Raw genomic sequence first — 26,294 nt, 5'->3', positions numbered from 1 at the left:
GCTAGCGCAGGAGGTCGCCCATGTCGCTGTACCTGATCCGCAGAAACGCGAACTATCGCTGGCTCATGGGGGCCTCGGGCGTCTCCAACCTCGGCGACGGGGTGTCGAAGCTGGCCTTCCCCTGGCTCGCCACGCTCATCACCCGCGATCCGTTCCTGATCTCGCTCACGGCGGTCGCGGGCTACCTGCCGTGGCTCCTGTTCAGCTTGCCAGCCGGGGTCTGGACCGACCGGATCGACCGCCGCCGCCTGATGGTGCGGGCGGATCTCTTCCGCATGGTGGTGACGCTAGGCGTGGTGGCCATGGTTCTCGCCGCGCTGCCGCCGGTGGCCGCGCCGGGTCTTGCCATCGCGGGGCTCTGTGCCGTGGCCTTCCTCCTCGGGAGCGCGGAGGTCTTGCGCGACAACGCGGCGCAGACCGTGCTGCCGGCAGTGGTGAAGCCCGCCGACCTCGAGACGGCGAACGGCCAGATGTGGTCGGTCGAGCGCATCATGGGCGAGTTCGTGGGCCCGCCGCTCGCGGGTGTCCTCATCGCACTGGCCCTGCCGGTGCCCTTCGGCTTCGACGCGCTGACCTTCGCGCTGGCCGCGGGCTTCGTCTGGATGATGGTGATACCCGCGCGCGCCGCCCCCGTGCGGCGCAGCTTCCGCGTGGAACTGATGGAGGGTGTCGCCTGGATCTGGCGGCACGTCGTCATCTGGCGGCTGGCCATCATCCTCGGGGTCATCAACGCCTGCGCCATGGCCGCGCTCACCATGCTCGTGCTCTTCTCGCAGGACGTGCTGGGCCTCGGCGCGGTGGGCCATGGCCTCCTGCTGACCTGCGGCGCGGTCGGCGGCGTGATCGGAGGGCTCCTGGCACCTGCCGTCGCCCGCCGCATCGGCGGCACGCCGAGCCTCTGGCTCGCCTTCGTGCTCTTCTCGGGTTGCTACGCGCTGATCGCGGCAACCGACTCGCCCGTGGTGGTGGGGGCCGCGCTGTTTGTCGAGTCGCTCGGCGCGATGCTCTGGAACGTCGTGACCGTCAGCTTCCGGCAACGCGCGATCCCCGATCCCCTGCTCGGTCGGGTCAATTCCGTCTACCGCTTCTTCGGTTGGGGGATGATGCCGCTCGGCGCGCTCGCCGGTGGCCTTCTCGTGGCCTGGGCCGAGCCGTCGGTGGGGCGCGAGGCGGCGCTGCGCCTGCCCTATTGGTCCGCGGCCAGCGTGCTGGCGATCGCCGGTGTCATCGGAGCCTTCACGATCCATCTGCCGGCGTCGGACAAAAAATAGGCCGAACCCGAGGGTCCGGCCGAGTCCAACAGGGAGGTTGCATCAGAAATCCGCTGATGCGCCGGTACACTATCACCTTACTACGGTGAAAACGTTTACCTAAGGTTAATTTTTCACATGCCGCGGAATGAGCGGAGGCTGTGTCGCCCGAGTCACTCCGACGTCATGCCATCAGCCGATATCCGCCGCTCTCGGTCACGAGCAGACGCGCGTTAGAGGGATCGGGTTCGATCTTCTGCCGCAGGCGGTAGATGTGTGTCTCCAGCGTGTGCGTCGTGACGCCCGCGTTATAGCCCCAGACCTCGTGCAGGAGCACATCGCGCGCCACCGTGCCGTCGCCCGCGCGGTAGAGGAACTTCAGGATGTTCGTCTCCTTCTCGGTCAGACGGATCTTCTTGTCGTCCTCCGTCAGAAGCTGCTTCATCGCCGGCTTGAAGGTGTAGGGCCCGAGCGTGAAGACGGCGTCCTCCGACTGCTCGTGCGTGCGAAGCTGCGCCCGGATCCGGGCCAGAAGAACCGGGAACTTGAAGGGCTTCGGGATGTAGTCGTTCGCCCCCGCGTCGAGCCCGAGGATCGTGTCCGCATCCGTGTCGTGACCCGTCAGCATGACGACCGGGCATTTCACCCCCTGCTTGCGCATCAGGCGGCAGAGCTCGCGCCCGTCGGTATCGGGCAGGCCCACGTCGAGGACGATCAGGTCATAGAGCTGTTCCTTCGCGCGGCTCATGCCGGTCGCGCCGGAATCGGCTTCGAAGACGTCGAAATCCTCGGTCATCACCAGTTGCTCGGCCAGGGCATCGCGCAGATCGTCGTCGTCGTCCACGAGCAGGATTTTCTTGAGATTGGCCATCGGAGCCTCCCCTTTCATGTGTCGTGGTATTGGTGCCAAGAGACGCGGTTTCTGGAAAGTCTGTGCGTGATTGCTCACGCCGACGTGTCGCCAAGACGGCAATTGTTTCATATGTGCAGGGTTCAGAGCCCCGCTCCGGGCAAAATGTTACAGGATCTCACGCGCGATGCTCTCTCCCACCGCCTCCGAGTTGCAGCTGCGGGCCTGCGCCGACCTGCGCATCGGCCTGCCGGTCGCGATCGGCGGTGCGGTGCTGGCCTCGGTCGAGACGCTCTCGCCCGAGCGGCTGGTCGCCCTGCGCGCCTTGGGCCCGCTCGTGCTGACGATCTCGGGCCGCCGCGCCGAGACGCTCAAGGTCCGCGCCTATGACGGCGATGTCGCGCGCATCGTCGTGCCGGCGGACGTCGGCTGCGACTGGCTGCGGGCGGTCGCCGACCCTGCCGACGATCTGCGCGCGCCGATGAAGGGGCCGATGGATACGCTGCGCGGCGGCGACTGCGCGCCCTGGCGGCGGGGCGTGACGCTGGCGAAATCGGCGCATCTGCTGCCGGCCGTCGTGGGCACGCTGGCCGATGCCCCTGCCGGGCTGACCGTCGTGCCCGATGCACCGCCTCGGGGCAGCTACGCGCTTCTCGCGCCGATCTCGGCCGCCCGCGTGCCCCTCGCCGTGGAACGGCAAAGCCGCGTGCAGGTCTTCCGCGAGGGCACCGAGGAACACTACGCGATCGAGATCGGCTTCGTCGATCGCGCCCGCCCGGTTCTGACCCGGCTGCATTCCGCCTGCTTCACCGGTGACGTCCTCGGTTCGCTCAAATGCGATTGCGGCCCTCAGCTCCATGCGGCGATGCAGGCGATGTCGGCGGCCGGGGGCGGCGTGCTGCTCTATCTCAACCAGGAAGGGCGCGGCATCGGACTTGCCAACAAAATGCGCGCCTACGACCTGCAGGATCAGGGCTTCGACACCGTCGAGGCCAATCACCGCCTCGGCTTCGAGGACGATGAGCGCGACTTTCGCCTCGGCGCGGGATTGCTGCGGCGCATGGGCGTGGGCTCGATCCGGCTGATGACGAACAATCCGCGCAAACTCGCGATGATGCGCGGCCAGGGGATCGACGTGGCGGAGCGCGTGCCGCTTCACGTCGGGCGTGGCCCAGAGAACGCGGCCTACCTGGACGTGAAGCGCGCGAAATCGGGCCACCTTGAATAGGAGCGCCGTCCGGGCCTCCGGCGGGAGTAGTTGTGGAAGCGAAGAAGACGGACCTCGTTCTGACACCCACGGGCCTGCGCTTCCTCGGGCGGTGCCTGCCCTGCACCATCGGGCGCGGCGGGATCGTGGCGGACAAGCGGGAAGGCGACGGCGGCACGCCCGCCGGGGCACACGGGATCGTCGGAATGCTCTATCGCCCCGATCGCATGGCACGACCGACCGACTGGGCGCTGCCGATCGGGCCGGGCGACCTCTGGTGCGACGACCCGCGCCACGAAGACTACAACCTCATGGTCCGCGCGCCCTTCACGGCCTCGCACGAGGCGCTGCGGCGGCCCGACCCGCTCTATGACCTCGTCATCCTGACCGACTGGAACTGGCCCCGGGCCGAGTCCGGGCGCGGCTCGGCGATCTTCCTGCACCGCTGGCGACGACCGGGCTATCCGACCGAGGGGTGCGTCGCCTTCGATCCCGCCGACCTGCGCTGGATCGCGCGTCGCATCACATACGAGACGCGGCTCATCGTGCGCGCCTAACCGGTCACGCGCTCCCCGAAGATGGCCGAGCCCACGCGCACGTGCGTCGCGCCAAGGGCGATGGCCTCTTCGAAATCGGCGGACATGCCCATCGACAGGCCCGACAGCCCGTTGCGCGCAGCGATCTTGGCCAGGAGTGCGAAATGGAGCGACGGTGTCTCCTCGACGGGAGGGATGCACATCAGGCCCTTCACCGGCAGGTCGAGCGCACGGACCTCGTGGATGAAGTCATCCGCCTCCGCCGGGGCGACGCCGGCCTTCTGGCCCTCCTCCCCGGTATTGATCTGCAGGAAGAGGTCGGGACAACGCCCAAGCTCCTGCGCCATGTCGGCCATGCGGCGGGCCAGCTTCAGCCGGTCGACCGAGTGGATCGCGTCGAAGAGCTCCATCGCGGGGCGCGCCTTGTTCGACTGCAGGGGTCCGAGCAGATGCAGTTCCACGCCGTCGTAGCGCTCTTTCCAGGCGGGCCACTTGCCCTGCGCTTCCTGAACGCGGTTCTCGCCGAAGACGCGGTGGCCGGCGTCGAGCACGGCCTCCACCCGTGCATCGGGCTGCACCTTGGAGACGGCGATGAGCGCGACCTCGGCCGGTGAGCGGCCGGCGCGGTCGCAGGCGGCGTCGATACGGGCGGTGATCTCGGGCAGGGACATGTCGGCCTCCGGGCTGGCTGCGCGCCCCATCTGCCCAAAAGAAAAGAGCGGGCACAAGGCCCGCTCTTTCCTCGAAATTCGATCCGGTCGGATCAGAAGTTCATACGAACACCGAGCGAAACGGTGTCGAGGGTATCGTCGCCAGCGAAATCGTCGACGTCGCTGTAGTCCGAGCGGCCGTAGCCGAACTGGACGATGGCACCGCCGCCGAGGTCATAGCCGACCGTCAGGCCGAAGCCTTCCACATCACCCACATCTTCGATGTCGTACTGACCGTAGTTCAGGCTGGCCGAGATGGCACCCGAGGTGTAGCCGATGCCGACGCCGATGTGATCGGTGTCCTCGCCGTCGGTCACGATCCGACCACCGTCACCACCGTCGAAAGCAGCGGTGAAGTCACCGTCGGCGATCGCGTTCGGAATGTGGTTCTCGTAGGTCACGTAGGAGAGACCGGCCGAGAAGCCGCCGCCGAAGGTCGCGTTGGCCGAGAAGCCGAGCGCGTCGACGTCGACGTCATCCACTTCGGCAGCCTGGTAACCGAGGCCGAGGCCGACCGTGGTGCCACCGAGGTCGAGGTCGTACTTGAAACCGATGCCGAGGACGTCGTCGTTTCCATCGCCATTGTCGTCGTCGAGTTCGGCCGAGAGGGCCACGCCGAAGTCGCCGAAGGAGTAGTCGTAGCGCAGGACCTGACCGTCGAACAGACCGTCGAGACCCGAGTTGCCGTTGTAACCGGCGTGGATCGTCTCGTCGTCGTTGAGCGAACCGGAGTTGAAGGCAACCTCGGTCAGGGCCCAGTCGAGCGCACCGTCGGTGTCACCCATGGTCAGCGTGCCGAAGGCACCCGACAGGAAGATGGTTTCGCCACCCTGGCTGCTCGCGGAGAACGCGTCGTTGTCGTTCGACTCGTCGAGGTCGACCGTCGCACCGAAGGTCAGGCCACCGTCGGTCTCGCCCGACATGGTGAAGGTCACGTCGATGTCGGTGAAGAAGCTGGTGCCGCCATCGTCGCTGACGCCCTGGCCCGCGCTCACGGTGCCCGGCGTGCCGGTGCCGTCGCCCAGACGCTCGGCGTCGAAGATACCCATTTCGGCGAAGCCGGTGAGCGTGATCTCGGCCTGCGCGGCGCCGGCGAAGGCGACCAGGGCGGTCGAGGCGAAGAGAACGTTTTTCATAGTTTTCCCTCGTGTTTCAGATCGTCCCCACCACGGGAATCGCGTTGGGCGTGGTTGTCGTTTCAACTATCGATGCCTCCCCCGCAAGAAAGCCCCGCGAGACGCCCCGGTTTTCGCCTGATCCATGGTGCTTTCGTGCCACAGTGCTGCCACGGCTGCCCCGATCGTGCCTCACTCTGCCGGGCGGTGTGACCCGTATGCCCCGCGGCACCTTGTTCGCGCGCCCGCGAATGGGTTAGGAGGGCTCAGGCACGCGAACAAGGCACGCAGGGGACGCGAGATGGGCAGCAAGACGATGGTGCGCGGGATCACCGCACTGGCCGCGGTGGCCTTCGTGGCGGGCTGCGGGGGCGGTGACGGTACGCTCTTCGGCCAGACCCGCGACGAACGGATCGCCGCGCAGGAGAACCCCCGCACGATCGCGCGCGCGCAGAGGGCCAACTCGCGCCAATCCTCGCTCTTCGATCTCTTCTCCAATGCCGACGACCCGAACGTCACGCTGGAGGTGAACCGCTATCTCTGGGCGGCGTCGCTCGACGTTTTGAGCTTCCTGCCCGTGCAGAACGCCGACCCCTTCTCGGGTGTGATCCAGTTCGGTTACGGCACGCCTCCGGGCGGCGGCCGCGCCTATCAGGCGACCGTCCTCATCCAGGATCCGGCACTCGACGCGCGCAGCCTCAACGTGGCGCTGCGCACCCGGGGCGGGGCGGTCAGCCGCGAGACCCAGCGCGCCATCGAGGACGCGATCCTCACCCGCGCGCGGCAGCTGCGCGTCCGCGACAGCGGCCTTTGACGGGGGCCGCCGTGCCCCGCCGACCGATACGTTAAGACGCTCCGGCACCTGTGGGCCGACCGGGGCGGACCCGAAGGACCCCCGATGACCGACGCCCCCGCTGCATACGACACCACCGCGATCGAGGCCAAATGGCAGGCCGCCTGGGACGAGGCGGAGCTTTTCCGCGCGGACCGTTCCGAGGCCCCGAAGTACTACGTGCTGGAGATGTTCCCCTATCCGTCTGGGCGCATCCACATCGGCCATGTGCGCAATTATACCATGGGCGACGTCATCGCGCGCTACAAATCGTCCTGCGGGTTCAACGTCTTGCATCCGATGGGCTGGGACGCCTTCGGGATGCCGGCCGAGAACGCGGCCATGGCCTTTGGCGGCCATCCGAAGGACTGGACCTACGACAACATCGCCGTGATGCGCGGGCAGATGAAACCGCTCGGCCTCTCGATCGACTGGAGCCGCGAGTTCGCGACCTGCGATCCGGAATACTACGGCCAGCAGCAGGCGCTGTTCCTCGACATGCTGGAAGCGGGCCTCGTCTATCGCAAGCCGGCGATCGTCAACTGGGATCCGGTCGACATGACCGTGCTCGCCAACGAGCAGGTGATCGACGGCAAGGGCTGGCGCTCCGGCGCGGAGGTGGAGCGCAAGGAGCTGACGCAATGGGCCTTCGCCATCTCCGACATGGCCGAAGACCTGCTGGCCGGGCTCGAGACGCTCGACAAATGGCCCGACAAGGTGCGCCTGATGCAGGAGAACTGGATCGGGCGGTCGCGCGGTCTGCAGATGACCTTCCCGCTCAGCGCGCCGACCCACGGGACCGACGGGATCGAAGTCTACACCACCCGCCCCGATACCCTGCGCGGGGCGAGCTTCATCGCCATCGCACCGGAGCATCCGCTGGCCAGGGCGCTGGCCGCCGATGACCCCGATCTCGCCGCCTTCGCGGTGGATGTCCGCAAGGGCGGAACGACCGAAGAAGCCCTTGAGAAGGCCGAGAAACGCGGCTTCGACACGGGCCTGACCGTCGACAATCCGCTCGGTGGTACGCTCCCCGTCTGGGTCGCCAATTTCGTGCTGATGGATTACGGCACGGGGGCTATCTTCGGCTGTCCGGCCCACGATCAGCGCGACCTCGATTTCGCGCGCAAGTACGACCTGCCGGTCACCGATACCTTCGTCGCCGTGAGCGACGGCCACCCCGTCGGGGACGTGGCCTTCGTGCCGCCGAAGACCGAAGCGGTGCGCTGGCTGAACCATCCGCTCGACCTCGACGTCGCCACCGGTCAGCATGCCATCGACGCCACCATCGACTGGGCCGAGGCCGAGGGCATCGGCACGGGCCGGGTGCAGTACCGCCTGCGCGACTGGGGCCTGTCGCGCCAGCGCTACTGGGGCTGCCCGATCCCCGTCGTGCATTGCGACGATTGCGGTGTCGTGCCCGAGAGGAAGGAGAACCTGCCGGTCCGCCTGCCCGACGACGTCACCTTCGACGTGCCCGGCAACCCGCTCGACCGCCACCCGACCTGGCGCGACGTGGCCTGCCCGGCCTGCGGCAAGCCCGCCCGGCGCGAGACCGACACGATGGACACCTTCGTCGACAGCTCCTGGTACTTCGCCCGCTTCACCGCCCCGCGCGCCGAAACGCCGACCGACCACGACGAGGCCGACTACTGGATGAACGTGGACCAGTATATCGGCGGTGTCGAACACGCGATCCTGCATCTCCTCTACAGCCGGTTCTTCGCCCGCGCGATGGGCCGGACAGGCCACCTGCCGCAGGGCACGGAGGAGCCGTTCAACGCGCTCTTCACGCAGGGGATGGTCACGCACGCGATCTACCAGACCCGCGACGCCAAGGGTCGCCCGGTCTATCACCTGCCCGAGGAGGTCGACCTCGACACGAAGACGGTCAAGGCCACTGGCGAGACCTTCGAGATCATCCCCTCGGCCAAGATGTCCAAGTCCAAGAAGAACGTCGTCGACCCGATGGACATCATCGCGAGCTACGGGGCCGACACGGCCCGCTGGTTCGTCCTCTCGGACAGCCCGCCCGAGCGCGACGTCGAGTGGACGGCCGCCGGGGCCGAGGCCACGCACAAGCACCTGCGCCGCGTGCACCGCCTCGCCACCGACATCGCCCGCGCCGACCGCGCGCCGAACGCGGCCGATGCCGATCTGGCGAAGGCCGCAGCCCGCGCCATCCACGAGGTGACCGAGGGGATCGAGGGCTTCGCCTTCAACAAGTCCGTCGCCAAGCTCTATGAGTTCACGGCCACGCTCCACAAATCGGACGCCGGGGCCGATGCGCGGCGCGACGCCATGCGCACGCTGGCACAACTCATGGCCCCGATGACGCCCCACCTCGCCGAGGAGATCTGGGCGCTGATGGGCGGCGAGGGTTTCGTCGCCCGCGCGCCCTGGCCCAAGGCCGACCCCGCGCTCCTCCAGGACGACAGCGTCACCCTGCCGGTGCAGGTCAACGGCAAGCGGCGGTCCGAGATCACCGTGCCGAAGGACATGCCGAAGCCCGAGATCGAGGCCATGGTCCTGGCCGACGATGCGGTGCAGCGGATCCTCGACGGAGCGGCCCCGAAAAAGCTGATCGTCGTGCCCGGGCGGATCGTCAATGTCGTCGCCTGAGCCCCCCCGCCGCGCCGCGCTCGCGCTCCTTCTCGGGGCGGGGCTTGCGGGCTGCGGCTTCACCCCGGTCTTCGGCCCCGACGGCGGGGGCGAGGCCCTGCGCGCCACGATCCGCCCCGCAGGCCCCGACACCGAGATCGCCTTCGCCTTCGTGCGGCAGTTCGAGGAGCGGCTGGGCCGCGCCGCGACTCCCCGGTGGGAGCTCGACTACACCATCGTCACCACCGAGAAGGCACTGGCCATCGACGGCTCCAACAACATCACCCGGTTCAACATCGAGGGCAGCCTCGACTGGACGCTGACGGCCGCGGGCTCGACCGTCGTGCAGCTTTCGGGCAGCGAGACGAGCTTCACGACCTACGCCGCCACCGGCTCCACCGTCTCCACCCTCGAATCCGAGCGCGACGCCGAGCGACGCCTCGCGCGCATCCTCGCCGACCGCGTCGTCACGCGGCTCCTGTCCGAGGCGGACACGCTCAGACCATGAACCTGCGCGGCGCGGCAGCGACGAAGTTCTTCGCCAAACCCGACGCGGGCACCGCCGGCGTGCTCGTCTACGGCTCCGACGCGATGCGCGTCGCGCTCAAGCGGCAGGAGTTCATCGCCAATTACGCCGGCCCCGACGCCGAGCAGGACATGCGCCTCACGCGGATGACCGGGGCCGAGGCCAAGTCGGACCCGACCGCCGTGCTCGACGCGCTCAAGGCCGTCGGCATGTTCCCCGGCCCCCGCGTCGTCTTCGTCGACAGCGCGACCGAGCTGCAGGCCGCGCCGATCCTGAATGCCCTGCAGGATTGGGCCGAAGGCGACGCCGCCCTCGTCGTCACGGCGGGCGCGCTCAAGAAAACCTCCAAATTGCGCAAAGCGTTCGAGGCGCATCCCAAGGCCGGCGCGGTCGGCCTCTACGACGACCCGATGGGCCGCGAGGAGATCGACGCGCTCCTCGCCAGCGAGGCGCTCTCGCTCACGGGCGAGGCCCGGCGCGACCTCGACGCGCTCGCGCAGGCGCTGGACCCGGGTGACCTGCGCCAGACGATCACCAAGATCGCGCTCTACGCGAACGGCGAGGAGGTGACGCCCGCGATCGTCACGGCCATGGCCCCCGCCACCGTCGACGCCGACATGGACGAGGTGATCCTCGCCGCTGCCGATGGCCGGGCCGAGCGGATCGGGCCGCTCATGCAGCGCCTCGCCGGGCAGGGGATCGCCCCCGTCACGCTGGTCATCTTCGCCACCCGGCACTTCCAGCAGCTTCTCGGTCTCGCCCTCGGCACCGGTCAGGCCTGGGGGCCGAACCGCGACGCTTTGCAACGTCAGGCGCGCGCCTGGGGCACCGCCCGCACCGAAGGCGCGCTCGCGCTCCTGATGGACACCGACCTGACGCTGCGCTCCGCCTCCCGCGCCCCGGCGATGGCGGTGATGGAGCGCGCGCTGATCCGGCTGGCGATGATGGCCCGGAAGGGCTGATCCCGGCGCATCGGCCAGCCCTAACCCGTCCCGGACATCCTTCGCATCGACATGTACTCCCGCAGGAGCCCCACCCGCCGCGGCCGGAAACTGCGTCCGTTGAGCCCGGCGGCCTCGATCCCCGCCGCGTGAAAGTGCCGCCAGTCCTGCCGCAGGCAGCACCAGGCCAGCACCATGAGCGTGCGGTCGGAATAGCTGATCCCGAGCGGCTAGACCTCGCGCTCCGTCACCTGACCCGTTCGGTCGCGGTAGCGGATATCGAGGGCGAGTTCGTCCCAGCAGGCGCGGCGCAGCAGAGACATGTCGGTCGTCACCGGCAACGGCGCCTCGGGGCGGAAACTGCGCAGGACGGTGTGCATCGCCTGCCGCGCCTGCCGGTCGGGAAGCGTCGCGATGATCCGGGCCAGCGCCCCGCGCCCCGCCCGCTCCAGCGCCGCATCGCCCGTGCGGCCGAGCTCGCCGACGGCCAAGACCAGTGCCTCGATCTCCAATCGCGAGAAGCTCTGCGGCGGCAGGGCCGGATCCTCGGTCAGCCGGTAGCCGACGCCCGCCTCCCCGTCGATCAGCGCCCCGCCCGCGCGCAGGGTGGCGATGTCGCGATAGAGCTGCCGTCGCGACACGTCCGTCTCCTCGGCCAGCCGTGCGGCCGTCACCGGCGCGGGCAGCCGGCGCAGCGCATCCATCAGGCGCATCAGACGATCGGGGCGGGCCATGCTGACGGAATATGTCAGCATACCGGCGTTATGGCGAGGTGCGAACCAACCGAAGAACAGACCATGCCGACCCTCTATCACAGCCCGAACTCCCGCTCCTCCACGATCGTCGCGCTGATCGAGGAGATGGACATCGCCGACCGTGTCGACATCGTCACCGTCGACATTCGACGCCGGGACGGCAGCGGGGCCCCCGACCCGCGCAACCCACACCCCGAGAAGAAGGTGCCCTATCTGACAATCGGCGATGACCACGTGCGCGAGCGCGGGGCGATCGTTACCGTCCTGACCGACATGTTCGCCGACGCCGGGCTCGGCCGTCCGGTCGGCGACCCGCAGCGGGGGGCCTTTCTCGGCTGGCTCTTCTACTATCAGGGTGTGATGGAGCCGGTGCTCGTGCACAGCTGGGCCGGTCTGGATCACCCCGCGCTGCGGGAGACCTTTCGCGATCTCGACGCCGTCCTGACGCGCCTCGCCGAAGCCCTGGACGGTCAACCCTATCTCCTCGGAACGGAGTACTCCGCCGTCGACCTCCTCCTGTCGAGCCCGTTTCAATGGATGCCCGACACGCTCCCCGACGTGCCGGTCGTTCGCGCCTGGGTCGAACGATGCGCGGCCCGGCCCGCCGTCCGGTCGGTGACCGACCGGGAGCGCGCGCTGCTCTGACGGACGGCCTCCCGGGGGTGGTCTGGCGTCGCAAAATCCACCAAGGTGCTCGGTACAAAATGAACAATGACGATCTGGGACTCCGTACAAAATGTACAAACTCCACGGAAATCCGAAGACGCGGACGATGCGGACGCTCTGGCTCCTCGAAGAACTGGAGCTGCCCTACAGCCTCCATCCCGCCGACCCCCGCTCGCCCGAAGCACTCGCCGTCTCGCCCCTCGGCAAGGTTCCGGTGCTGGAGACGGAGGAGGGCGCGATCTTCGATTCCGTCGCGCAGATGACCTATCTCGCGGACCGCCATCAGGGCTTCACCCACCCCGCCGGCAGCTTCGACCGCGCCCGCCAGGACGGGTTCACCAACACCATCAACGAGACCTTCGACGCCGTGCTCTGGGCCTACGGCAAGCATTCCTTCGTGCTGCCCGAGGAGCATCGGGTCGAGGCGGTGAAGCCCTCGCTCATGTGGCAATTCTCCCGGTACTCCAAAGTGATGGGTGATCTTCTGGGCGACGGCCCCTACGTTCTGGGCGAGGATCCGACGGTGCCCGACATCCTCTTGGCGCATTGCTGCGGCTGGGCGCTCGCGCGCAAGTTCGATGTCGACGGGCGCGTGCGCGACCACATGAACCGGATGCGTGCGCGCCCGGCCTTCCGCCGCGCGGCGGCACAGGGATGAGTCGCGAGGAGAACCGCCTGCGCGAGCAACTCTGCACGCTCGCCCGCTCGCTCTACGACCGAGGCCTGACCCATGGGTCGACCGGAAACATCTCGGCCCGCACCCCCGACGGTGGTCTCCTCGTCAGCCCCACCGGCACCAGCTTCGGCCGCCTCGACCCCGCCCGCCTCGCCCGCTTCGATGCCGCAGGAACCCATGTGGCCGGAGACCAACCCACGAAGGAAATGCCTCTGCATTCAGCGTTTTACGATACGCGCAGCACCGCGGGGGCCGTGGTGCATCTGCACTCCTGCCACTCGGTCGCGCTCTCGCTGCTGCAGGAACCGAACGACGACTTCCTGCCACCGCTCACGCCCTATTCGGTCATGCAGCTCGGCCGCGTGACGCTCTTGCCGTACTTCATGCCGGGCGACCCGGCCATGGGCGACGCGGTGCGCGGGCTCGCCGGCAAACGCTCGGCGGTCATGCTGGCGAACCATGGGCCGGTCGTGGCCGGCCGCGACGTCGAGGCGGCCTGCAACGCGATCGAGGAGCTGGAGGCAACGGCGCAGCTGACGTTGATGACGCGGGGGCTCGGCCCGCGCGGCCTGACGGGTGCGGAGGTCGGAAACCTCGTGTCGACGTTCGACCTGGAGTGGGAGGCATGAAGTTTTCCGCGAACCTCGGCTTCCTCTGGACGGAGCTGTCGCTACCCGAGGCGATCCACGCCGCCGCCGACGCCGGCTTCGACGCGGTGGAGTTCCACTGGCCCTATGAGACCCCGGCCGAGGAGGTGCGCGCGGCCCTCGAGGAGACCGGGCTGCCCGCGCTCGGCGTGAACACCATCAAGGGCGGCGGCAACGGCCTTTCGGCGCTGCCGGGCGACGAAGCCCGGGCGCGGGTGGCCATCGATCAGGCCATCGCCTACGCGCGGGAGATCGAGGCCGAGGCCGTGCATGTCATGGCGGGCTTTGCCGAAGGCGAGGGGGCGCGCGCGACCTTCATCGCCAACCTGCGCTATGCCTGCGACGCCGCCCCGGACCTGACGATGCTGATCGAGCCGCTCAACCGCCACGACGCGCTCGGCTACTTCCTGCAGACCTCAGCACAGGCGCGGGAGATCATCGGCGCGGTCGGACGCGAGACCTGCAAGCTGATGTTCGACTGTTACCACCTGCAGATCATGGGCGGCGACCTGACGCGGCAGCTTGCCGCCTGCGCCGAGGTAATTGGGCACATCCAGTTCGCCGGGGTACCCGACCGGGGCCGGCCCGACGTTGGCGAGCTGTCTTACGAACACGTCTTCGGTGTGATCGAGGGGATGGGCTGGGACCTGCCGCTCGGGGCGGAATACAAGCCCGGGGGCGCGACCGAGGCGACCCTTGGCTGGATGGATCGCTACCGCTGAGCCCAGGCGGCGGCGTGGCGGCCGGCCCAGCGTCCGGTGGCGAGGCAGGCCGTCAGCAGATAGCCGCCCGTCGGGGCCTCCCAATCCAGCATCTCGCCCGCCGCGAAGGTTCCCGGCCGGTCGCGCAGCATGAGCGTATCGTCCACCGCGTCCCACCGCAGCCCTCCCGCCGTGCTGATCGCCTCGTCCATCGGGCGCGGGCCGCGGAGAGGAACGGGCAGGTGCTTGAGAATGGGCGCGAGGTCATCCGGCAGGGGGCGCGCGAACTCCTGCAGCAGAGCGATCTGCACGGCGCTCAGACGCGGCGCCTTGCGCAGGTGCGTCGACAGGCTGGCCTTGCCGCGGCGGGCGAGACGCGCGCGCACCTCGGCCTCGGTCAGGTCGGGCTTCAGATCGAGCGCGAGCGCAGCCCCGTTCCGCAGCTGCGGCGTGAGCGGATATATCCCGCCCCCTTCGAGACCCCGCGCAGAGAGGGTGAACTCGCCTCTGTGCGTGATGCCACCAACGATCAGACCGGTGTTCTTGACCGGCGCACCGAAATGGCGGGTCATGTGATCGGACCAGTCGACGACGAAGCCGACATTTGCCGAGGCGAAGGGCGTCACGTGCTCGGGCATCCGCGCCGTCCAGCCCCCGTCCGACCCGAGCCGCCGCCACGACGCGCCGCCAAGGGCGAGGACGGTGGCATCCTGCGTCACGCGGGTGCCGTCCGCGAAGGTCAGCGCGTCCTCCGACCAGCCCGTCCACTCCGCCCGCCGGTCGAGCGTCACACCCAGACCGTCGAGCCTTGAAAGCCAGGCGCGCAGGAGCGGCGACGCCTTCATCGCTTTCGGAAAGATCCGGCCCGTGGAGCCGGTGAAGGACGCCTGCCCAAGGTCCGCCATCCAGTCCCGGATCGCCTCGGGCCCGAAGGCATCGACCATGGGCATGAGCGGCGGGCAGCCGTAGGGCGTGCGCGTTCCGGCCTCGACATGGGTGATGTTGAGCCCGGACTTGCCGGCCATCAGGAACTTGCGCGCGGGGCTCGGCATCCGGTCGAAGATCCGCACGAGCGCCCCCGCCCGCGCCGCCGCCTCGGCCGCCATCAGGCCGGCCGGCCCGGCCCCGATCACCGCCACGTTTGTCTTGCCCGCGTTCCGCTCCATCCTTCCGGGCATGTCAGACGCCGCCTCGCCCGACCACCCCCTCTGTGCGCTCTGCGCGCGACCGATCCTGCCGGGCACGCCCCAGAGCCTGCACCACCTCGTCCCGAAGCTGCGCGGGGGCAAGGGCGGGCCGACCGTTCTGCTGCACCAGATCTGCCACAACGAAATCCACGCGAGTGCCTCGGAGGCGGAACTGGCGCGGGTCTGGAACACGCCCGAAGCGCTGCGCCGGCATCCGAGGTTGGAGAAATTCGTGAAATGGGTGCGCAAGCGGCCGCCCGAGTTTCACTCGAAGACGCCCGGCGCGCGGCGCGGCTGGAAGCGGCGCTAGGTCAGAGGCCCGACATCCGGCCGAGCGGGATCTTGAGGTAGGTCTCGCCGTCGTCCTCGGGCGGGGGCATCCGGCCCGCGCGCATGTTCACCTGGATCGAGGGCAGGATGAGCTTGGGCATCCCGAGTTTCGCGTCCCGCTCGGTGCGGAAAGCCACGAACTCGTCCCGCGTCTTGCCGCCGCCCACGTGCACGTTCGCCGCCTTCTCCTCGGCCACCGTCGTCTCCCAGCGGAACTCGTCGCGGCCCGGAGCCTTGTAGTCGTGGCACAGGAACAGGCGGGTCTCGTCGGGCAGGGCCAACACCTTCTGGATGCTCTCGTAGAGCACCTCGGCCGAACCACCCGGAAAGTCGCACCGCGCGGTGCCGAAGTCGGGCATGAAGAGCGTATCGCCGACGAAGGCCGCATCGCCCACGACATAGGTGATGCAGGCGGGCGTGTGGCCCGGCGTGTGGATCACCCGCGCCGTCATCCCGCCGATCGCGAAGGTGTCGCCATCCTCGAAGAGCGCGTCGAACTGGCTGCCGTCCATCTGGAAATCGGTGCCGGCGTTGAAGACCTTGCCGAACACGCGCTGCACCTCGTCGATGCGGCTCCCGATCCCCATCTTCGCGCCCGCCCGTTCGGCGATGTAGGGCATGGCCGAGAGGTGATCGGCATGGACATGGGATTCGAGCACCCACTCCACCGTCAGCCCCTGCCGCGCCACCTCTGCAAGCACCGCGTCGGCCGACGTCTGGGAAATGGTGCCGGAGGCCATGTCGAAGTCGAGGATCGAGTCGATCACCGCGCAGGCCATGGAGCCCGGATCGCGGACGATGTGGCAGACGGCGTTGGTGGCTTCGTCGAAGAAGCTGGTGACCTCGGGCCGGATCATGGCGCGTCCTCCTCGGGGGAAGTCTGCCACGATCCGCGCCGTCGTCAAAGCCGGCGCGTCAGAGGGTCGCGGCGAGGCGGGTGCCCTGGTCTATCGCGCGCTTGGCGTCGAGTTCCGCGGCCACGTCGGCTCCGCCGATCACGTGGCAAGCGATCCCCTTCGCTTCGAGCGCATCCGCAAGGCTGCGCTCCGGCAGCTGGCCCGCGCAGAGAACGATGGTGTCGGCCTCGACCACCTGCGGGTTCTCGCGGGCTTCACCGGTGCTGACCATCAGCCCGTCCTCGGTGACGCGCTCGTAGTTGACGCCGCCCACCATCTTCACGTCCTTCATCCGAAGGCCCATGCGGTGGATCCAGCCGGTCGTCTTGCCGAGCCGCTTGCCCGGGGCCTCCGCCTTGCGCTGCAGGAGCGTCACCTGACGCGCCGGGCCCGAGGGCCGAGGGCCTTCGGGGGCGAGACCGCCGCGATGGTCGGCCGGGTCGGTGACACCCCAGTCGGTCATCCACTCGGGTAGGTTCTCGGTCGCGGAATGGCCGTCGTGAACGAGGTAGTCCGAGACATCGAACCCGATGCCGCCCGCACCCACGACCGCGACTTTCGCACCCACCTCAGCCTTGCCGCGCAGAACGTCGATGTAGCTCAGCACCTTCGGGTCGTCCTGCCCCTCGATCCCGGGGTCGCGCGGTGTGACGCCGGTGGCGACGACCACCTCGTCGAAGCCGTCGAGCATCTCGGCCGTGACCTCGGTGTCGAGGCGGGTCTCGACGCCCGCGGTCTCGACCATGCGGCCGAACCACTCGACGAAGCCGACGAATTCCTCCTTGCCGGGGACGACCTTCGCCATGTTGAGCTGCCCGCCGATCTCGGACGCCCGGTCGAAGAGCGTCACGCGATGGCCGCGCTCGGCAGCGGTGATCGCAGTCGAAAGCCCCGCAGGGCCGGCCCCGATGACGGCGATGGTCTTCGGCGTCTCGGTCGGGGTCAGCACCAGTTCGGTCTCGTGACAGGCGCGCGGGTTCACGAGGCAGGAGCTGATCTTGCCCTGGAACGTGTGATCGAGGCAGGCCTGGTTGCAGGCGATGCAGGGCGCGATGGTGTCGGCCTTGCCCGCGGCGGCCTTGGCGACGAAGTGGCTGTCGGCCAGGAAGGGCCGCGCCATCGACACGAGGTCGGCGCAGCCGGTGGCCAGCACCTCCTCGGCCACCTCGGGCGTGTTGATCCGGTTGGAGGTGATGAGCGGGATGGAGACCTTGCCCATCAGCTTCTTGGTTACCCAGGCGAAGGCCGCGCGGGGCACGCTGGTGGCGATGGTCGGGATGCGGGCCTCGTGCCAGCCGATGCCGGTATTGATGATCGTGGCCCCGGCGGCCTCGATCGCCTGGGCCAGCTGCACGACCTCTTCGTGCGTGGAGCCATCCGGGATGAGGTCGATCATGCTGAGCCGATAGATGATCGTGAAGTCCGGCCCCGCGGCCTCCCGGCAGCGGCGCACGACCTCGACGGGCAGGCGCATTCGGTTCTCGTAGCTGCCGCCCCAGCGGTCGGTGCGCTTGTTCGTGTGGGTGACGAGGAACTGATTGAGGAAGTATCCCTCGGACCCCATGATCTCGACGCCATCGTAGCCCGCCTCGCGGGCGCGCAGGGTTGCGGTGACGAAGTCTTGTATCTGCTTCTCGATCCCTTCCTCGTCCAACTCCTTCGGCGGGAAGGGCGAGATCGGCGACTTGATCGCGCTCGCGCTGACGCATTCGGGTCCGTAGGCGTAACGGCCTGCATGCAGGATCTGCATCGCGATCAGCCCGCCCGCATCGTGCACCCGGTCGGTGACGATACGGTGGTTCGCGATGTCCTCTTCGGTAAAGAGCCCGGCGGCCCCCGGAAACACCCCGCCCTCACGGCTCGGGGCCATGCCGCCCGTCACCATGAGCGCCACACCGCCGCGCGCGCGCTCGGCATAGAACTCGGCGACGCGGTTCCAATCCTTCGTCTCTTCGAGGTTGGTGTGCATGGAGCCCATGATGACGCGGTTCTTCAGCGTCATGTGGCCCAGGTCGAGCGGCGACAGCAGTGTCGGATAGTCGGTCATGGCGCGTCCTCCAGAGCGTTTGCCGCGACCGTCCTAGATGACGTAACCCGGGGCAAGGTCAACGTCGCGGCACGTCGGGGATCATGGCCTTGATGGCGGCGATGTGGTCGCAGCTGCCGGGGGCGAGGTCACGGGCGGCGGCAAGCGGGTCGTCCACGATCCGGTCGATCAGTCCGAAGCGCAGCGCCTCCTCCGCGTCGAGGCGTACCCCGCCGGCGAGAACGAGCTTCGCCCGCGCCGGCCCGATCAGGCGCGTCAGGCGCAGGGGGTCGGACGGCTGCGGCAGGAAGCCGAGCTTCGCCACCGGGTAGAAGAAGGACGCGCCCGGTACGCACAGCCGGATATCGCAGGCGAGCGCCATGCCGAAGGCCCCGCCGGCCAGCGTGCCGTTGAGCGCGGCGACGGTCAGGCCGGGACAGGCGGCGATGGCCCCCGACAGCTCCTCCCAGAGCGGCGAGACGGCAAGGCCGCGCGGCGCTTCGTCGAGGTCGGCCCCGGCGCTGAACACACGCGGCCCGGTCCCCGTCAGGATCAGAAGGCGCGCGTCGACCGCGGCGCGCACGCCGTCGGCGAGATCCGAGAGCATAGCGGCGGTCAGGCTATTCGCCTTGTCCGTCCGGTCGATCGTCAGGGTGACGGTGTCGCCCTCGGTCACGGTGCGGATCATGCGAGGCCGACCCGCGACCGGATGCCCTCGTCGCGCAGCGAAACCTCGGTGCCCAGAAGATCGTCCGCCTCCGGGCCGCACATCCAGACGAGCGCGCGGCCCACCCATTCGGGCGGGATATGATCCTCCCAGTCGAGCTCTGCGACGGGGCCGACGCCCGACGCCTTGATGTCCCGCTGCATCTGCGTGGCGACCGTGCCGGGCGACAGGCCCATGACGCGCAGCGTCTCGCCGTATTCGGCATGGGCCGCCTCGGTCAGCATCTTGGCCGCGGCCTTCGAGGTGCAATAGGCCGACCAGCCCGCAAGCGCCCGGTGCGCCGCGCCCGAACTTATGGTGATGAGCGTCCCCGCCCCCCGGGCGGCCATGATCGGCAACGCCGCGCGCATCCCGTGGTAGACGCCCTTGACGTTCACGTCGATCACCCCGGCCCAGCCCGACGGGTCCGTCTCGCCCAACGGGCCGATGGGTTCGATCACGCCGGCGTTGTTGATGACCACATCGAGACCACCGAAGGTGTCGACCGTGGCGTCCACCGCGCGGGCCATCTCTTGCCAGTTAGCGACGTCGCAGGGAATGGCCAGCGCCGCCTCACCGATCTCGCCCGCGAGGTCGGCGATCGCGCCGGTGGACCGCGAGACGAGCGCGACCCGCGCCCCCGCCGCGGCGCAGGCGCGCGCGGTGGCGGCTCCGATGCCGCGGGAGGCGCCGGTAACGAAAACGGTCTTTCCATCGAGGTGAGGCATGGTTTTCCCCCAGTTGACCCCCGGTGCGGGGTCCGGTTTGGTGTTCGCTGTCATTGTTAAAGGAACCGATCCGATGCCGAAACCGACCATTGCCTTCAAACCCGCGGCCGGAGCGGCCGTTCTTCTTCTGGCGACGGCCCCGGGGGCCTGGGCCGATCTTCAGGCCACGACGATCTGGGAGGATTGGCAGGAGGTCTACAACCGGTTCGGCGGCACGCTGGGATCCGAGGGGCTCGAGTATTCGGGTGGCGTGCTGACGCTGACGGGCGTGAACTACCGCACCGAGTTCGGCGGCGCGGTCAGCACCGCCACGTACGGCGACATCGTGATGACCGAACAGGATGACGGCAGCGTGACGATCGAAGTCCCGAGCGAGAGCCGGTCGGAAACGACGAGCGAGGACTCGGGCGTTACCGTCGATCAGGTGATGGTCATGCAGCACGACGGCCTGAGCATCGTCGCGCGCGAAGACGGCGCGGAGCGCGTCTACGACATCGCCGCGAACGGCATGACCATCGACGTCGAGACCGTGATCCAAGGGGCCGGCGACGAAACGCCTCCGCCGAACATGGTCAAGATCGCTCTCGGCGCGCTGGAGAGCGTCTATCGCTCGGGCCTCGGCACCGACGGACAGGGCTTCGCCCAGACGTTCAGCACCGACACCGTGACCCTCGAGACCGAGTTCGACGACGGCACCAATGGCATGGTGACTTTCAGCTACGTTCTCGACGGGGTCGCCTCCGATGCGTCGGGAAGCTACGGGGAGCAGCCCGACGGCCCGATCGAGGGGCTCTCCGACATGGGGCTCATCTACGCCGGCGACATGACCCACAGCGGCAGCACGCTGGCAATCGCGGGCACCACGCCCGACGGTCCGCTCGAGATGAACGGCACGTCGGAGAGCGGGGCGATCACCTTCGAGGTCGGCGAGGAGACGCTCGGCTACGGCCTGACGTCGACCGGGGGCGACATCACGGCGCAGCTGCCGGGCTTCCCGCTGCCGGTCAATGTCTCGATGGCGGAAGTCGCCAGTGCCTTCACCTTCCCCATGGGCGAGCCCGGCACGGAGAAGCCCTTCGGCCTGCAGATGGCTTTGAAGGATCTGGTGGTCGACGACGCGCTCTGGGGCCTCTTCGACCCGACGGCGCAATTGCCGCGCGATCCCGCGACGCTTGTGATCGACATGGACGGAAGCGCGGTGATGAACGTCGACATCTTCGGCGACCCGGACGCGTTTGCCGAGCTGCAGGGCGCGCCCGGTGTCCTGAAGGGAGTGACGCTGAACGAGCTTCTGCTCACGGTGGCCGGTGCGGAGTTGCGCGGCAGCGGCGATCTCGACTTCCCGAACGAGACCCCGATCCCCGAGCCCGTCGGCACGATCAACCTCGCGCTCGACGGCGGCTTCGGTCTCGTCGACAAGCTCGTCGCCCTGGGCTTCGTGCCCGCAGAGCAGGCCGCCTTCGTCAAGGGCATGGCCGGCGCGGTGGCGAAGCCGGTCGGTGAGGATCAGCTCGAGTCGACCATCGAGTTCACCGAGGGCGGCGGCATCTCGGCGAACGGCCTGCCGCTCAAGTAAGCGGAGCGATGAAACGGGGGGCCCCGCCGCGACGCGGGGCCCCTCACCGTTCGCGCGGCCTTGTTCCGCCGCGACGGGAGGGCTACCTGCGAGGTCTGGAAGAGGGGACCGATGACAGAACTCGCCAACCTGACCGACGCGCTCCTGAAGGCCGCGAAGGCTGCCGGGGCCGAGGCCGCCGATGCGCTCGCCGTGGACGGAACTTCGGTCTCGATCGACGTCCTGAAGGGCAAGCTCGAACACGCCGAACGCTCCGAGGGCGTGGAACTGGGGCTGCGTGTCCTGATCGGGGCGCGGCAGGCCTGCGTCTCCGCCTCCGACACGAAGCCCGAGACCTTCGCCATGATGGCCGAACGCGCCGTCGCCATGGCGCGCGAGGCCCCCGAAGACCCCTATTGCGGGTTGGCCGACCCCGATCAGCTTGCCCGCGACTGGGACGTCGCGGCCCTCGATCTTGTGGACGACGGACCGCCCGTCGCCCCCTCCGAACTGCAGGAGATGGCCCAGCGCGCGGAAGCGGCCGCGCTCGACGTCGCGGGCGTCAGCCAGGTCTCGGGGGCCGGTGCGGGCTACGGCGACCGGCGGATCCACCTTGCCGCGACGAACGGCTTTTCGGGCGGATACCGGCGCACCGGCCTGTCGCTCTCCTGCGTCGCAATCACCGGCAGCGGGACGGCGATGGAGCGGGACTACTACGGCGACAGCCGCATTCACCGCGCCGACCTCGACAGCCCCGAGACGGTGGGCCGCATCGCCGGTGAGCGCACGGTCGCGCGGGCGGGCGCGCGCAAGCCGCCGACCGGGGCATTCCCCGTCATCTATGACGAGCGGGTCGCGGGACAGCTGATCGGGCACCTCCTCGGCGCGGTGAACGGCTCGGCCGTGGCGCGCGGCGCGACCTACCTGCGCGACGCGATGGGCGAGGCCGTGCTGCCTTCGCATCTGTCACTCGTGGAAAACCCGACGCTGCCGCGCATCTCCGGCTCCCGGCCCTTCGACGGCGAAGGACTGCCGGTCACCCCGCGCGACATCGTGCGCGACGGTGTGCTGACGAGCTGGACGCTCGACCTCGCCACGGCGCGCAAGATCGGCCTGCAGAGTACGGGAAACGGCGCGCGGGGCCTCTCCTCGCCCCCGTCGCCCTCGGTCACGAACGTCCGGCTGACGCAGGGCACGGCGAGCCGCGACGACCTACTGGCCGAGATGGGCACCGGCCTGCTCATCACCTCGATGATCGGCTCCTCGATCAACGCGACAACCGGCGACTACTCCCGCGGGGCGAGCGGCTTCTGGGTCGAGAACGGCGAGATCGCCCGCCCGGTCAACGAATGCACCGTCGCGGGCAACCTGCGCGAGATGCTGCTCTCGATCCGTCCGGCAAACGACGCGCGGCTCCATGTCGGACGGCAGGTGCCCTCGCTTTTGGTCGAAGGGCTGACTATTGCCGGGGATTGAGGCCGACGTCGCCCTCCTGAAGGAGGCGGCGCTGGCGGCGGGCGCGATCGCGCGGCGACACTTCCGGAACGGGCCCGAAACCTGGGACAAGGGCGATGGGCAGGGGCCCGTGACCGAGGCCGACCTCGAAATCGACGCCATGCTGCGCACGGACCTCGGGAGCGCGCGGCCCGATTACGGCTGGATGTCCGAGGAGACGCCCGACAGCCCGGACCGTCTGACCCGGGAGACGCTCTTCATCGTCGACCCGATCGACGGGACGCGGGCGTTCATCGAGGGCTCGCGCAGCTTCAGCCATTCTCTCGCCATCGTCCGGAACGGCCTGCCCGTGGCCGCGGCGGTACACGTGCCGCTCCTGGATCGGACCTACCTCGCCGGCGCGGGCCTCGGCGCAACACTCAACGGCGAGCGCATCCGTACGACCGGGCGGGGCGCCCTGACCGCGGCGACCGTGCTCGGCACGAAGCCCAGTTTCGCCCCCGAACGATGGAAGGGCGGCACGCCCCCCGTGGAGCGCGCCTTCCGCTCCTCGCTCGCCTACCGCCTCGCCCTCGTGGCGCAGGGTCGCTTCGATGCGATGATCACCCTGCGCATGGCATGGGAATGGGACATCGCCGCCGGGGCCCTCCTCGTGGCCGAAGCCGGCGGGCGCGTGACCGACCGCACCGGCGACGCGCTTCGGTTCAACAACCCGCACCCGCAACTCGATGGCGTGGTCGCCGGCACGCCGGCCGTCGCCGACGGGCTTCTCGCCCGCCTCGTCTGAGGTTTCCGGGCGCGGACGAACGCGCTAACAGGCAGACATCACGGCAACAGGAGGCCCCCATGGTTCAACGCCTGCACCTCGTTTTCGGAGGAGAGCTGGTCAACCCCAGCTCGACCCAGTTCGCGGACGTGGACAAGATCGACATCGTCGGCATGTTCCCCGACTACGCCAGCGCCTACGACGCCTGGAAGAACGCCGCGCAGCGCACGGTCGACGATGCCCATGCACGTTACTTCATCGCGCACATCCATCGCCTGCGCGACGAGGAGAGCGCGGCCTCCCCGACCGAAGAGCTGGGCTGACACGATGGCGCGGTCCGCGCTCCTCGGCACCTATCTGGCCGTGACCGGCTGGCCCGCGTTGGGCGAATACGTCCTGCGCAAGCGCCTGGAGCGGGGCAAGGAGGACGCTGCGCGCCTTGACGAACGGCGCGGCATCCCCTCGGCCGAGCGGCCCGCGGGGCAACTGATGTGGCTGCACGCGGCCAGCGTGGGCGAAAGCGTCTCGGTGCTCGAAATGGTCCGCCGGATGGGGGAGGAGCGGCCGGACCTCTCCTTCCTTATCACAACGGGCACGGTCACGTCGGCGCAGGTGCTGGCCCACCGCCTCCCGGAACGCTGCATTCATCAGTTCGTGCCGCTCGACGTGCGCCCCTGGATGCGCCGGTTCCTGGACCACTGGCGGCCCGACCTCGTCGTCCTGGCCGAGGGCGAGATCTGGCCGGTTCTCCTGTCGGAGGTCGCGCGCTGCAATGTGCCCGTCGCGATGATCAATGCCCGCATGACCGAGGGCGCGCATCGGCGATGGCGGTTCGCGCGCCAGGCCGCACGGTCCCTGATGGGAATGATCGACCAAGTGCAGGCGCAGGATCATGCGACCGCCGATCGGCTGCTCTCGCTCGGCCTGCCGAAGGCCCGACTCGAGGTGACGGGTACGCTCAAGGAGGGCTCCGCCGCGCTGCCCCACGACGAGACCGAGCGACAGTACCTGGCGAAGGTGCTCGCGGGCCGGCCGTCCTGGCTCGCCGCATCCACCCACGAGGGCGAGGAGGTGCTGGTCGCCGAGGCGCATCACGAGGCGCTCCGGTCCTGGCACAAGCTCCTCCTCGTGATCGCGCCGCGCCACCCCGAGCGCGCGCCCGGCATCGTCGCCGGCCTGCGGGCGAGCGGCTGGAAGGTGGCGCAGCGTTCCGCCGACGAGGAGATGACGGCCGACACGCAGGTCTACGTCGCCGACACGATGGGCGAGATGGGTCTCTGGTACAGGCTCTGCCCGGTCAGCTTCGTCGGCGGGTCCCTCGTGGAGGTCGGCGGCCACAACCCCTTCGAGCCCGCCGCCCTCGGCAGCGCCATCCTGCACGGGCCGCATGTCGTCAATTTCCAAGACATCTACGACCGGCTTCGGGCTGCCGACGCAACGCTGGAGGTCAATCCGGAGACGCTCGGGAACGCGGTGGCGAGCGCACTGGAGCCCGACGCGGCCGCGCGTCTTGCACACGCCGCTTGGGAAGTCTGCTCCGAAGGGGCGGACGTGACCGAGCAGGCGATGGACCTCCTCTTCTCGATGCTCGACGGCGTGAACTGATGCGCCCCCCCGCCTTCTGGTCTCGCAAACCGGGCCTCGTCACCGCGCTTCTGTCGCCGCTCGCCGCGCTCTATGCGCGGGCCACGGCGCGGCGCGTGGCGCAGGCCGGCGTGCGGGTGGGCGTGCCGGTGATCTGCGTCGGCAATCTGACCGCGGGCGGAACGGGAAAGACGCCGACGGTCATCGCGCTCGCCGAACGGCTCCGCGACCGGGGCATCGCGGCGCATGTCGTCTCGCGTGGCTACGGCGGAACGCTGGAAGGCCCCGTGCGCGTCGACCCGACCGCCCACGACGCCGGACAGACGGGGGATGAGCCGCTCCTGCTGGCCGCCTTCGCGCCCACCTGGGTCGCCCGCGACCGGGCAGCGGGCGCGCGCGTCGCCGTGGCTGCGGGTGCGCAGGCGGTCCTGATGGATGACGGATTTCAGAACCCGAGCCTCGAAAAAGATCTGTCCATTGTCGTCGTGGACGCCGGTGTGGGCTTCGGCAACGGTCGCGTCCTGCCCGCGGGCCCGCTGCGCGAGCCGGTCGCGGCAGGTCTCGCACGAGCGGACTTCACGCTGACGGTCGGGGACGGCCACGTCGACCTGCCCGAGACGCCGCCCCGCCTCTCGGGTAAACTGGAGCCGCTCCGGACGGGGATGGACTGGGCGGGCCTACCGGTCTTCGCCTTCGCCGGGATCGGCCGGCCCGAGAAGTTCTTCGATACGCTCCGCAGCCTCCGGGCCGACCTGCGCGGAACAGAGGCACTGGCCGATCACCAGCCGCTGACGCCCGCGCTTCTCCGGCGGCTTGGGGAGCGGGCTGCGAAACTCTCGGCACAGCCCGTGACCACCGAGAAGGATGCCGTTCGCCTTCCTCCGGCGCTGCGCGGTCAGGTGATGACGGTCCCCGTGCGCCTGCGCCTCGACGACTGGTCACCCCTCGATGCGGCACTCGACCGGCTCGGGCTCTGACGGCCCCTTCCTCTGGCCTCAAATACGCAAACGGGCCGGACGCATCCCGCGCCCGGCCCGTCAGATCTCGC

At 69.2% G+C, this 26,294-nt stretch carries 28 protein-coding genes; 18 read left to right on the top strand and 10 right to left on the bottom strand.

What is annotated here, in order from left to right; all coding sequences use genetic code 11:
* The first annotated feature begins 20 nt into the window (after nt 1–20).
* Nucleotides 21–1,271: an MFS transporter gene (locus HSX43_RS00635; RefSeq protein ID WP_179378154.1), complete on the top strand. Its 1,251-nt coding sequence runs from the start codon at nt 21–23 to the stop codon at nt 1,269–1,271.
* A gap of 163 nt (nt 1,272–1,434) precedes the next feature.
* Here HSX43_RS00635 and HSX43_RS00630 read toward each other — a convergent pair whose 3' ends face one another.
* Nucleotides 1,435–2,121 carry a response regulator transcription factor gene (locus HSX43_RS00630; protein ID WP_179378153.1) on the bottom strand — a complete coding sequence of 229 codons (687 nt, stop codon included), beginning with the start codon at nt 2,119–2,121 and terminating at the stop codon, nt 1,435–1,437.
* Between the two features lie 166 nt (nt 2,122–2,287).
* Between HSX43_RS00630 and ribA the strand changes: the two genes are divergently transcribed.
* Nucleotides 2,288–3,328 (top strand): GTP cyclohydrolase II, encoded by a 1,041-nt coding sequence (gene ribA / locus HSX43_RS00625; RefSeq protein WP_179378152.1) that lies wholly within the window; start codon nt 2,288–2,290, stop codon nt 3,326–3,328.
* A gap of 32 nt (nt 3,329–3,360) precedes the next feature.
* Nucleotides 3,361–3,864 (top strand): L,D-transpeptidase family protein, encoded by a 504-nt coding sequence (locus HSX43_RS00620; RefSeq protein WP_179378151.1) that lies wholly within the window; start codon nt 3,361–3,363, stop codon nt 3,862–3,864.
* Here HSX43_RS00620 and HSX43_RS00615 read toward each other — a convergent pair.
* Together HSX43_RS00615 and HSX43_RS00610 are read right to left on the bottom strand one after the other, a co-directional pair.
* A complete protein-coding gene (locus HSX43_RS00615) occupies nt 3,861–4,514 on the bottom strand; it encodes a YggS family pyridoxal phosphate-dependent enzyme (protein WP_179378150.1) in 654 nt (217 codons plus the stop codon). The two genes, HSX43_RS00620 and HSX43_RS00615, sit on opposite strands and share 4 nt — an antisense overlap.
* Before the next feature lie 92 nt (nt 4,515–4,606).
* Nucleotides 4,607–5,689: a porin gene (locus tag HSX43_RS00610; RefSeq protein ID WP_179378149.1), complete on the bottom strand. Its 1,083-nt coding sequence runs from the start codon at nt 5,687–5,689 to the stop codon at nt 4,607–4,609.
* Nucleotides 5,690–5,969: 280 nt separating this feature from the next.
* Here HSX43_RS00610 and HSX43_RS00605 point away from each other — a divergent pair, with 280 nt between their 5' ends.
* The 4 genes from HSX43_RS00605 to holA all read left to right on the top strand — a co-directional run bounded on the left by HSX43_RS00605 (nt 5,970) and on the right by holA (nt 10,589).
* The gene (locus HSX43_RS00605; protein ID WP_179378148.1) at nt 5,970–6,482 is read left to right on the top strand and encodes a DUF3576 domain-containing protein; all 513 of its coding nucleotides are present in this window, start codon (nt 5,970–5,972) and stop codon (nt 6,480–6,482) included.
* Between the two features lie 84 nt (nt 6,483–6,566).
* Complete coding sequence (leuS, locus tag HSX43_RS00600) at nt 6,567–9,122, top strand: leucine--tRNA ligase (protein WP_179378147.1); 2,556 nt, start codon at nt 6,567–6,569, stop codon at nt 9,120–9,122.
* Nucleotides 9,109–9,609 carry an LPS assembly lipoprotein LptE gene (gene lptE / locus HSX43_RS00595; protein WP_179378146.1) on the top strand — a complete coding sequence of 167 codons (501 nt, stop codon included), beginning with the start codon at nt 9,109–9,111 and terminating at the stop codon, nt 9,607–9,609. Before leuS ends, lptE begins: the two co-directional genes overlap by 14 nt.
* A complete protein-coding gene (gene holA / locus HSX43_RS00590) occupies nt 9,606–10,589 on the top strand; it encodes a DNA polymerase III subunit delta (protein WP_179378145.1) in 984 nt (327 codons plus the stop codon). The genes lptE and holA overlap by 4 nt, the downstream gene beginning before the upstream one ends.
* Before the next feature lie 20 nt (nt 10,590–10,609).
* Here the strand turns inward: holA and HSX43_RS19995 are convergent, their stop codons facing one another.
* Entirely contained in the window at nt 10,610–10,789 is a 180-nt protein-coding gene (locus tag HSX43_RS19995; RefSeq protein WP_407929354.1) for a hypothetical protein, read from the bottom strand.
* Nucleotides 10,790–10,798: 9 nt separating this feature from the next.
* The gene (locus HSX43_RS00585) at nt 10,799–11,302 is read right to left on the bottom strand and encodes a helix-turn-helix transcriptional regulator (RefSeq protein WP_407929351.1); all 504 of its coding nucleotides are present in this window, start codon (nt 11,300–11,302) and stop codon (nt 10,799–10,801) included.
* A gap of 63 nt (nt 11,303–11,365) precedes the next feature.
* On the opposite strand from HSX43_RS00585, the gene HSX43_RS00580 reads away from it, so the two are divergent.
* The 4 genes from HSX43_RS00580 (at nt 11,366) to HSX43_RS00565 (ending at nt 14,034) form a co-directional block, all read left to right on the top strand.
* Nucleotides 11,366–11,968, top strand: coding sequence for a glutathione S-transferase family protein (locus HSX43_RS00580; protein ID WP_179378144.1), 603 nt, complete (start codon nt 11,366–11,368; stop codon nt 11,966–11,968).
* A gap of 91 nt (nt 11,969–12,059) precedes the next feature.
* Nucleotides 12,060–12,647, top strand: coding sequence for a glutathione S-transferase family protein (locus tag HSX43_RS00575; RefSeq protein ID WP_179378143.1), 588 nt, complete (start codon nt 12,060–12,062; stop codon nt 12,645–12,647).
* Nucleotides 12,644–13,294 carry a 3-oxo-tetronate 4-phosphate decarboxylase gene (gene otnC, locus HSX43_RS00570; RefSeq protein WP_179378142.1) on the top strand — a complete coding sequence of 217 codons (651 nt, stop codon included), beginning with the start codon at nt 12,644–12,646 and terminating at the stop codon, nt 13,292–13,294. The genes HSX43_RS00575 and otnC overlap by 4 nt, the downstream gene beginning before the upstream one ends.
* Entirely contained in the window at nt 13,291–14,034 is a 744-nt protein-coding gene (locus HSX43_RS00565) for a hydroxypyruvate isomerase family protein (RefSeq protein ID WP_179378141.1), read from the top strand. Before otnC ends, HSX43_RS00565 begins: the two co-directional genes overlap by 4 nt.
* Here HSX43_RS00565 and HSX43_RS00560 read toward each other — a convergent pair.
* A complete protein-coding gene (locus tag HSX43_RS00560; protein ID WP_235962432.1) occupies nt 14,025–15,191 on the bottom strand; it encodes a TIGR03862 family flavoprotein in 1,167 nt (388 codons plus the stop codon). The genes HSX43_RS00565 and HSX43_RS00560 overlap by 10 nt on opposite strands.
* Between HSX43_RS00560 and HSX43_RS00555 the strand changes: the two genes are divergently transcribed.
* Nucleotides 15,190–15,510, top strand: a complete 321-nt coding sequence (locus tag HSX43_RS00555) for an HNH endonuclease family protein (RefSeq protein WP_179378140.1) — start codon at nt 15,190–15,192, stop codon at nt 15,508–15,510. The two genes, HSX43_RS00560 and HSX43_RS00555, sit on opposite strands and share 2 nt — an antisense overlap.
* A gap of 1 nt (nt 15,511) precedes the next feature.
* Here the strand turns inward: HSX43_RS00555 and HSX43_RS00550 are convergent, their stop codons facing one another.
* The 4 genes from HSX43_RS00550 to HSX43_RS00535 are packed head-to-tail and all read right to left on the bottom strand — an operon-like array spanning nt 15,512 to nt 19,886.
* Nucleotides 15,512–16,387 carry an MBL fold metallo-hydrolase gene (locus HSX43_RS00550; protein ID WP_179378139.1) on the bottom strand — a complete coding sequence of 292 codons (876 nt, stop codon included), beginning with the start codon at nt 16,385–16,387 and terminating at the stop codon, nt 15,512–15,514.
* 58 nt (nt 16,388–16,445) lie between these two features.
* Nucleotides 16,446–18,473 carry an NADPH-dependent 2,4-dienoyl-CoA reductase gene (locus HSX43_RS00545; RefSeq protein WP_179378138.1) on the bottom strand — a complete coding sequence of 676 codons (2,028 nt, stop codon included), beginning with the start codon at nt 18,471–18,473 and terminating at the stop codon, nt 16,446–16,448.
* Between the two features lie 58 nt (nt 18,474–18,531).
* Complete coding sequence (locus HSX43_RS00540) at nt 18,532–19,140, bottom strand: enoyl-CoA hydratase/isomerase family protein (RefSeq protein ID WP_179378137.1); 609 nt, start codon at nt 19,138–19,140, stop codon at nt 18,532–18,534.
* Complete coding sequence (locus HSX43_RS00535) at nt 19,137–19,886, bottom strand: SDR family oxidoreductase (RefSeq protein WP_179378136.1); 750 nt, start codon at nt 19,884–19,886, stop codon at nt 19,137–19,139. The genes HSX43_RS00540 and HSX43_RS00535 overlap by 4 nt, the downstream gene beginning before the upstream one ends.
* Before the next feature lie 73 nt (nt 19,887–19,959).
* On the opposite strand from HSX43_RS00535, the gene HSX43_RS00530 reads away from it, so the two are divergent.
* From HSX43_RS00530 to lpxK, 6 genes are all read left to right on the top strand, one after another.
* Nucleotides 19,960–21,462, top strand: a complete 1,503-nt coding sequence (locus tag HSX43_RS00530; RefSeq protein ID WP_179378135.1) for a DUF2125 domain-containing protein — start codon at nt 19,960–19,962, stop codon at nt 21,460–21,462.
* A gap of 111 nt (nt 21,463–21,573) precedes the next feature.
* Nucleotides 21,574–22,917, top strand: a complete 1,344-nt coding sequence (locus HSX43_RS00525; RefSeq protein WP_179378134.1) for a TldD/PmbA family protein — start codon at nt 21,574–21,576, stop codon at nt 22,915–22,917.
* The gene (locus HSX43_RS00520; protein WP_179378133.1) at nt 22,904–23,683 is read left to right on the top strand and encodes an inositol monophosphatase family protein; all 780 of its coding nucleotides are present in this window, start codon (nt 22,904–22,906) and stop codon (nt 23,681–23,683) included. The genes HSX43_RS00525 and HSX43_RS00520 overlap by 14 nt, the downstream gene beginning before the upstream one ends.
* A gap of 59 nt (nt 23,684–23,742) precedes the next feature.
* A complete protein-coding gene (locus HSX43_RS00515) occupies nt 23,743–23,985 on the top strand; it encodes a DUF4170 domain-containing protein (protein ID WP_179378132.1) in 243 nt (80 codons plus the stop codon).
* Between the two features lie 4 nt (nt 23,986–23,989).
* A complete protein-coding gene (locus HSX43_RS00510) occupies nt 23,990–25,267 on the top strand; it encodes a 3-deoxy-D-manno-octulosonic acid transferase (RefSeq protein ID WP_179378131.1) in 1,278 nt (425 codons plus the stop codon).
* Entirely contained in the window at nt 25,267–26,223 is a 957-nt protein-coding gene (gene lpxK, locus HSX43_RS00505) for a tetraacyldisaccharide 4'-kinase (RefSeq protein ID WP_179378130.1), read from the top strand. The genes HSX43_RS00510 and lpxK overlap by 1 nt, the downstream gene beginning before the upstream one ends.
* The last annotated feature ends 71 nt before the right edge of the window (nt 26,224–26,294 follow it).

Source organism: Jannaschia marina, assembly GCF_013404595.1.
Classification (GTDB): domain Bacteria; phylum Pseudomonadota; class Alphaproteobacteria; order Rhodobacterales; family Rhodobacteraceae; genus Jannaschia; species Jannaschia marina.
Note: the sequence above shows the minus strand (reverse complement) of the source record. Positions and strands in the feature narration are given on the sequence as shown.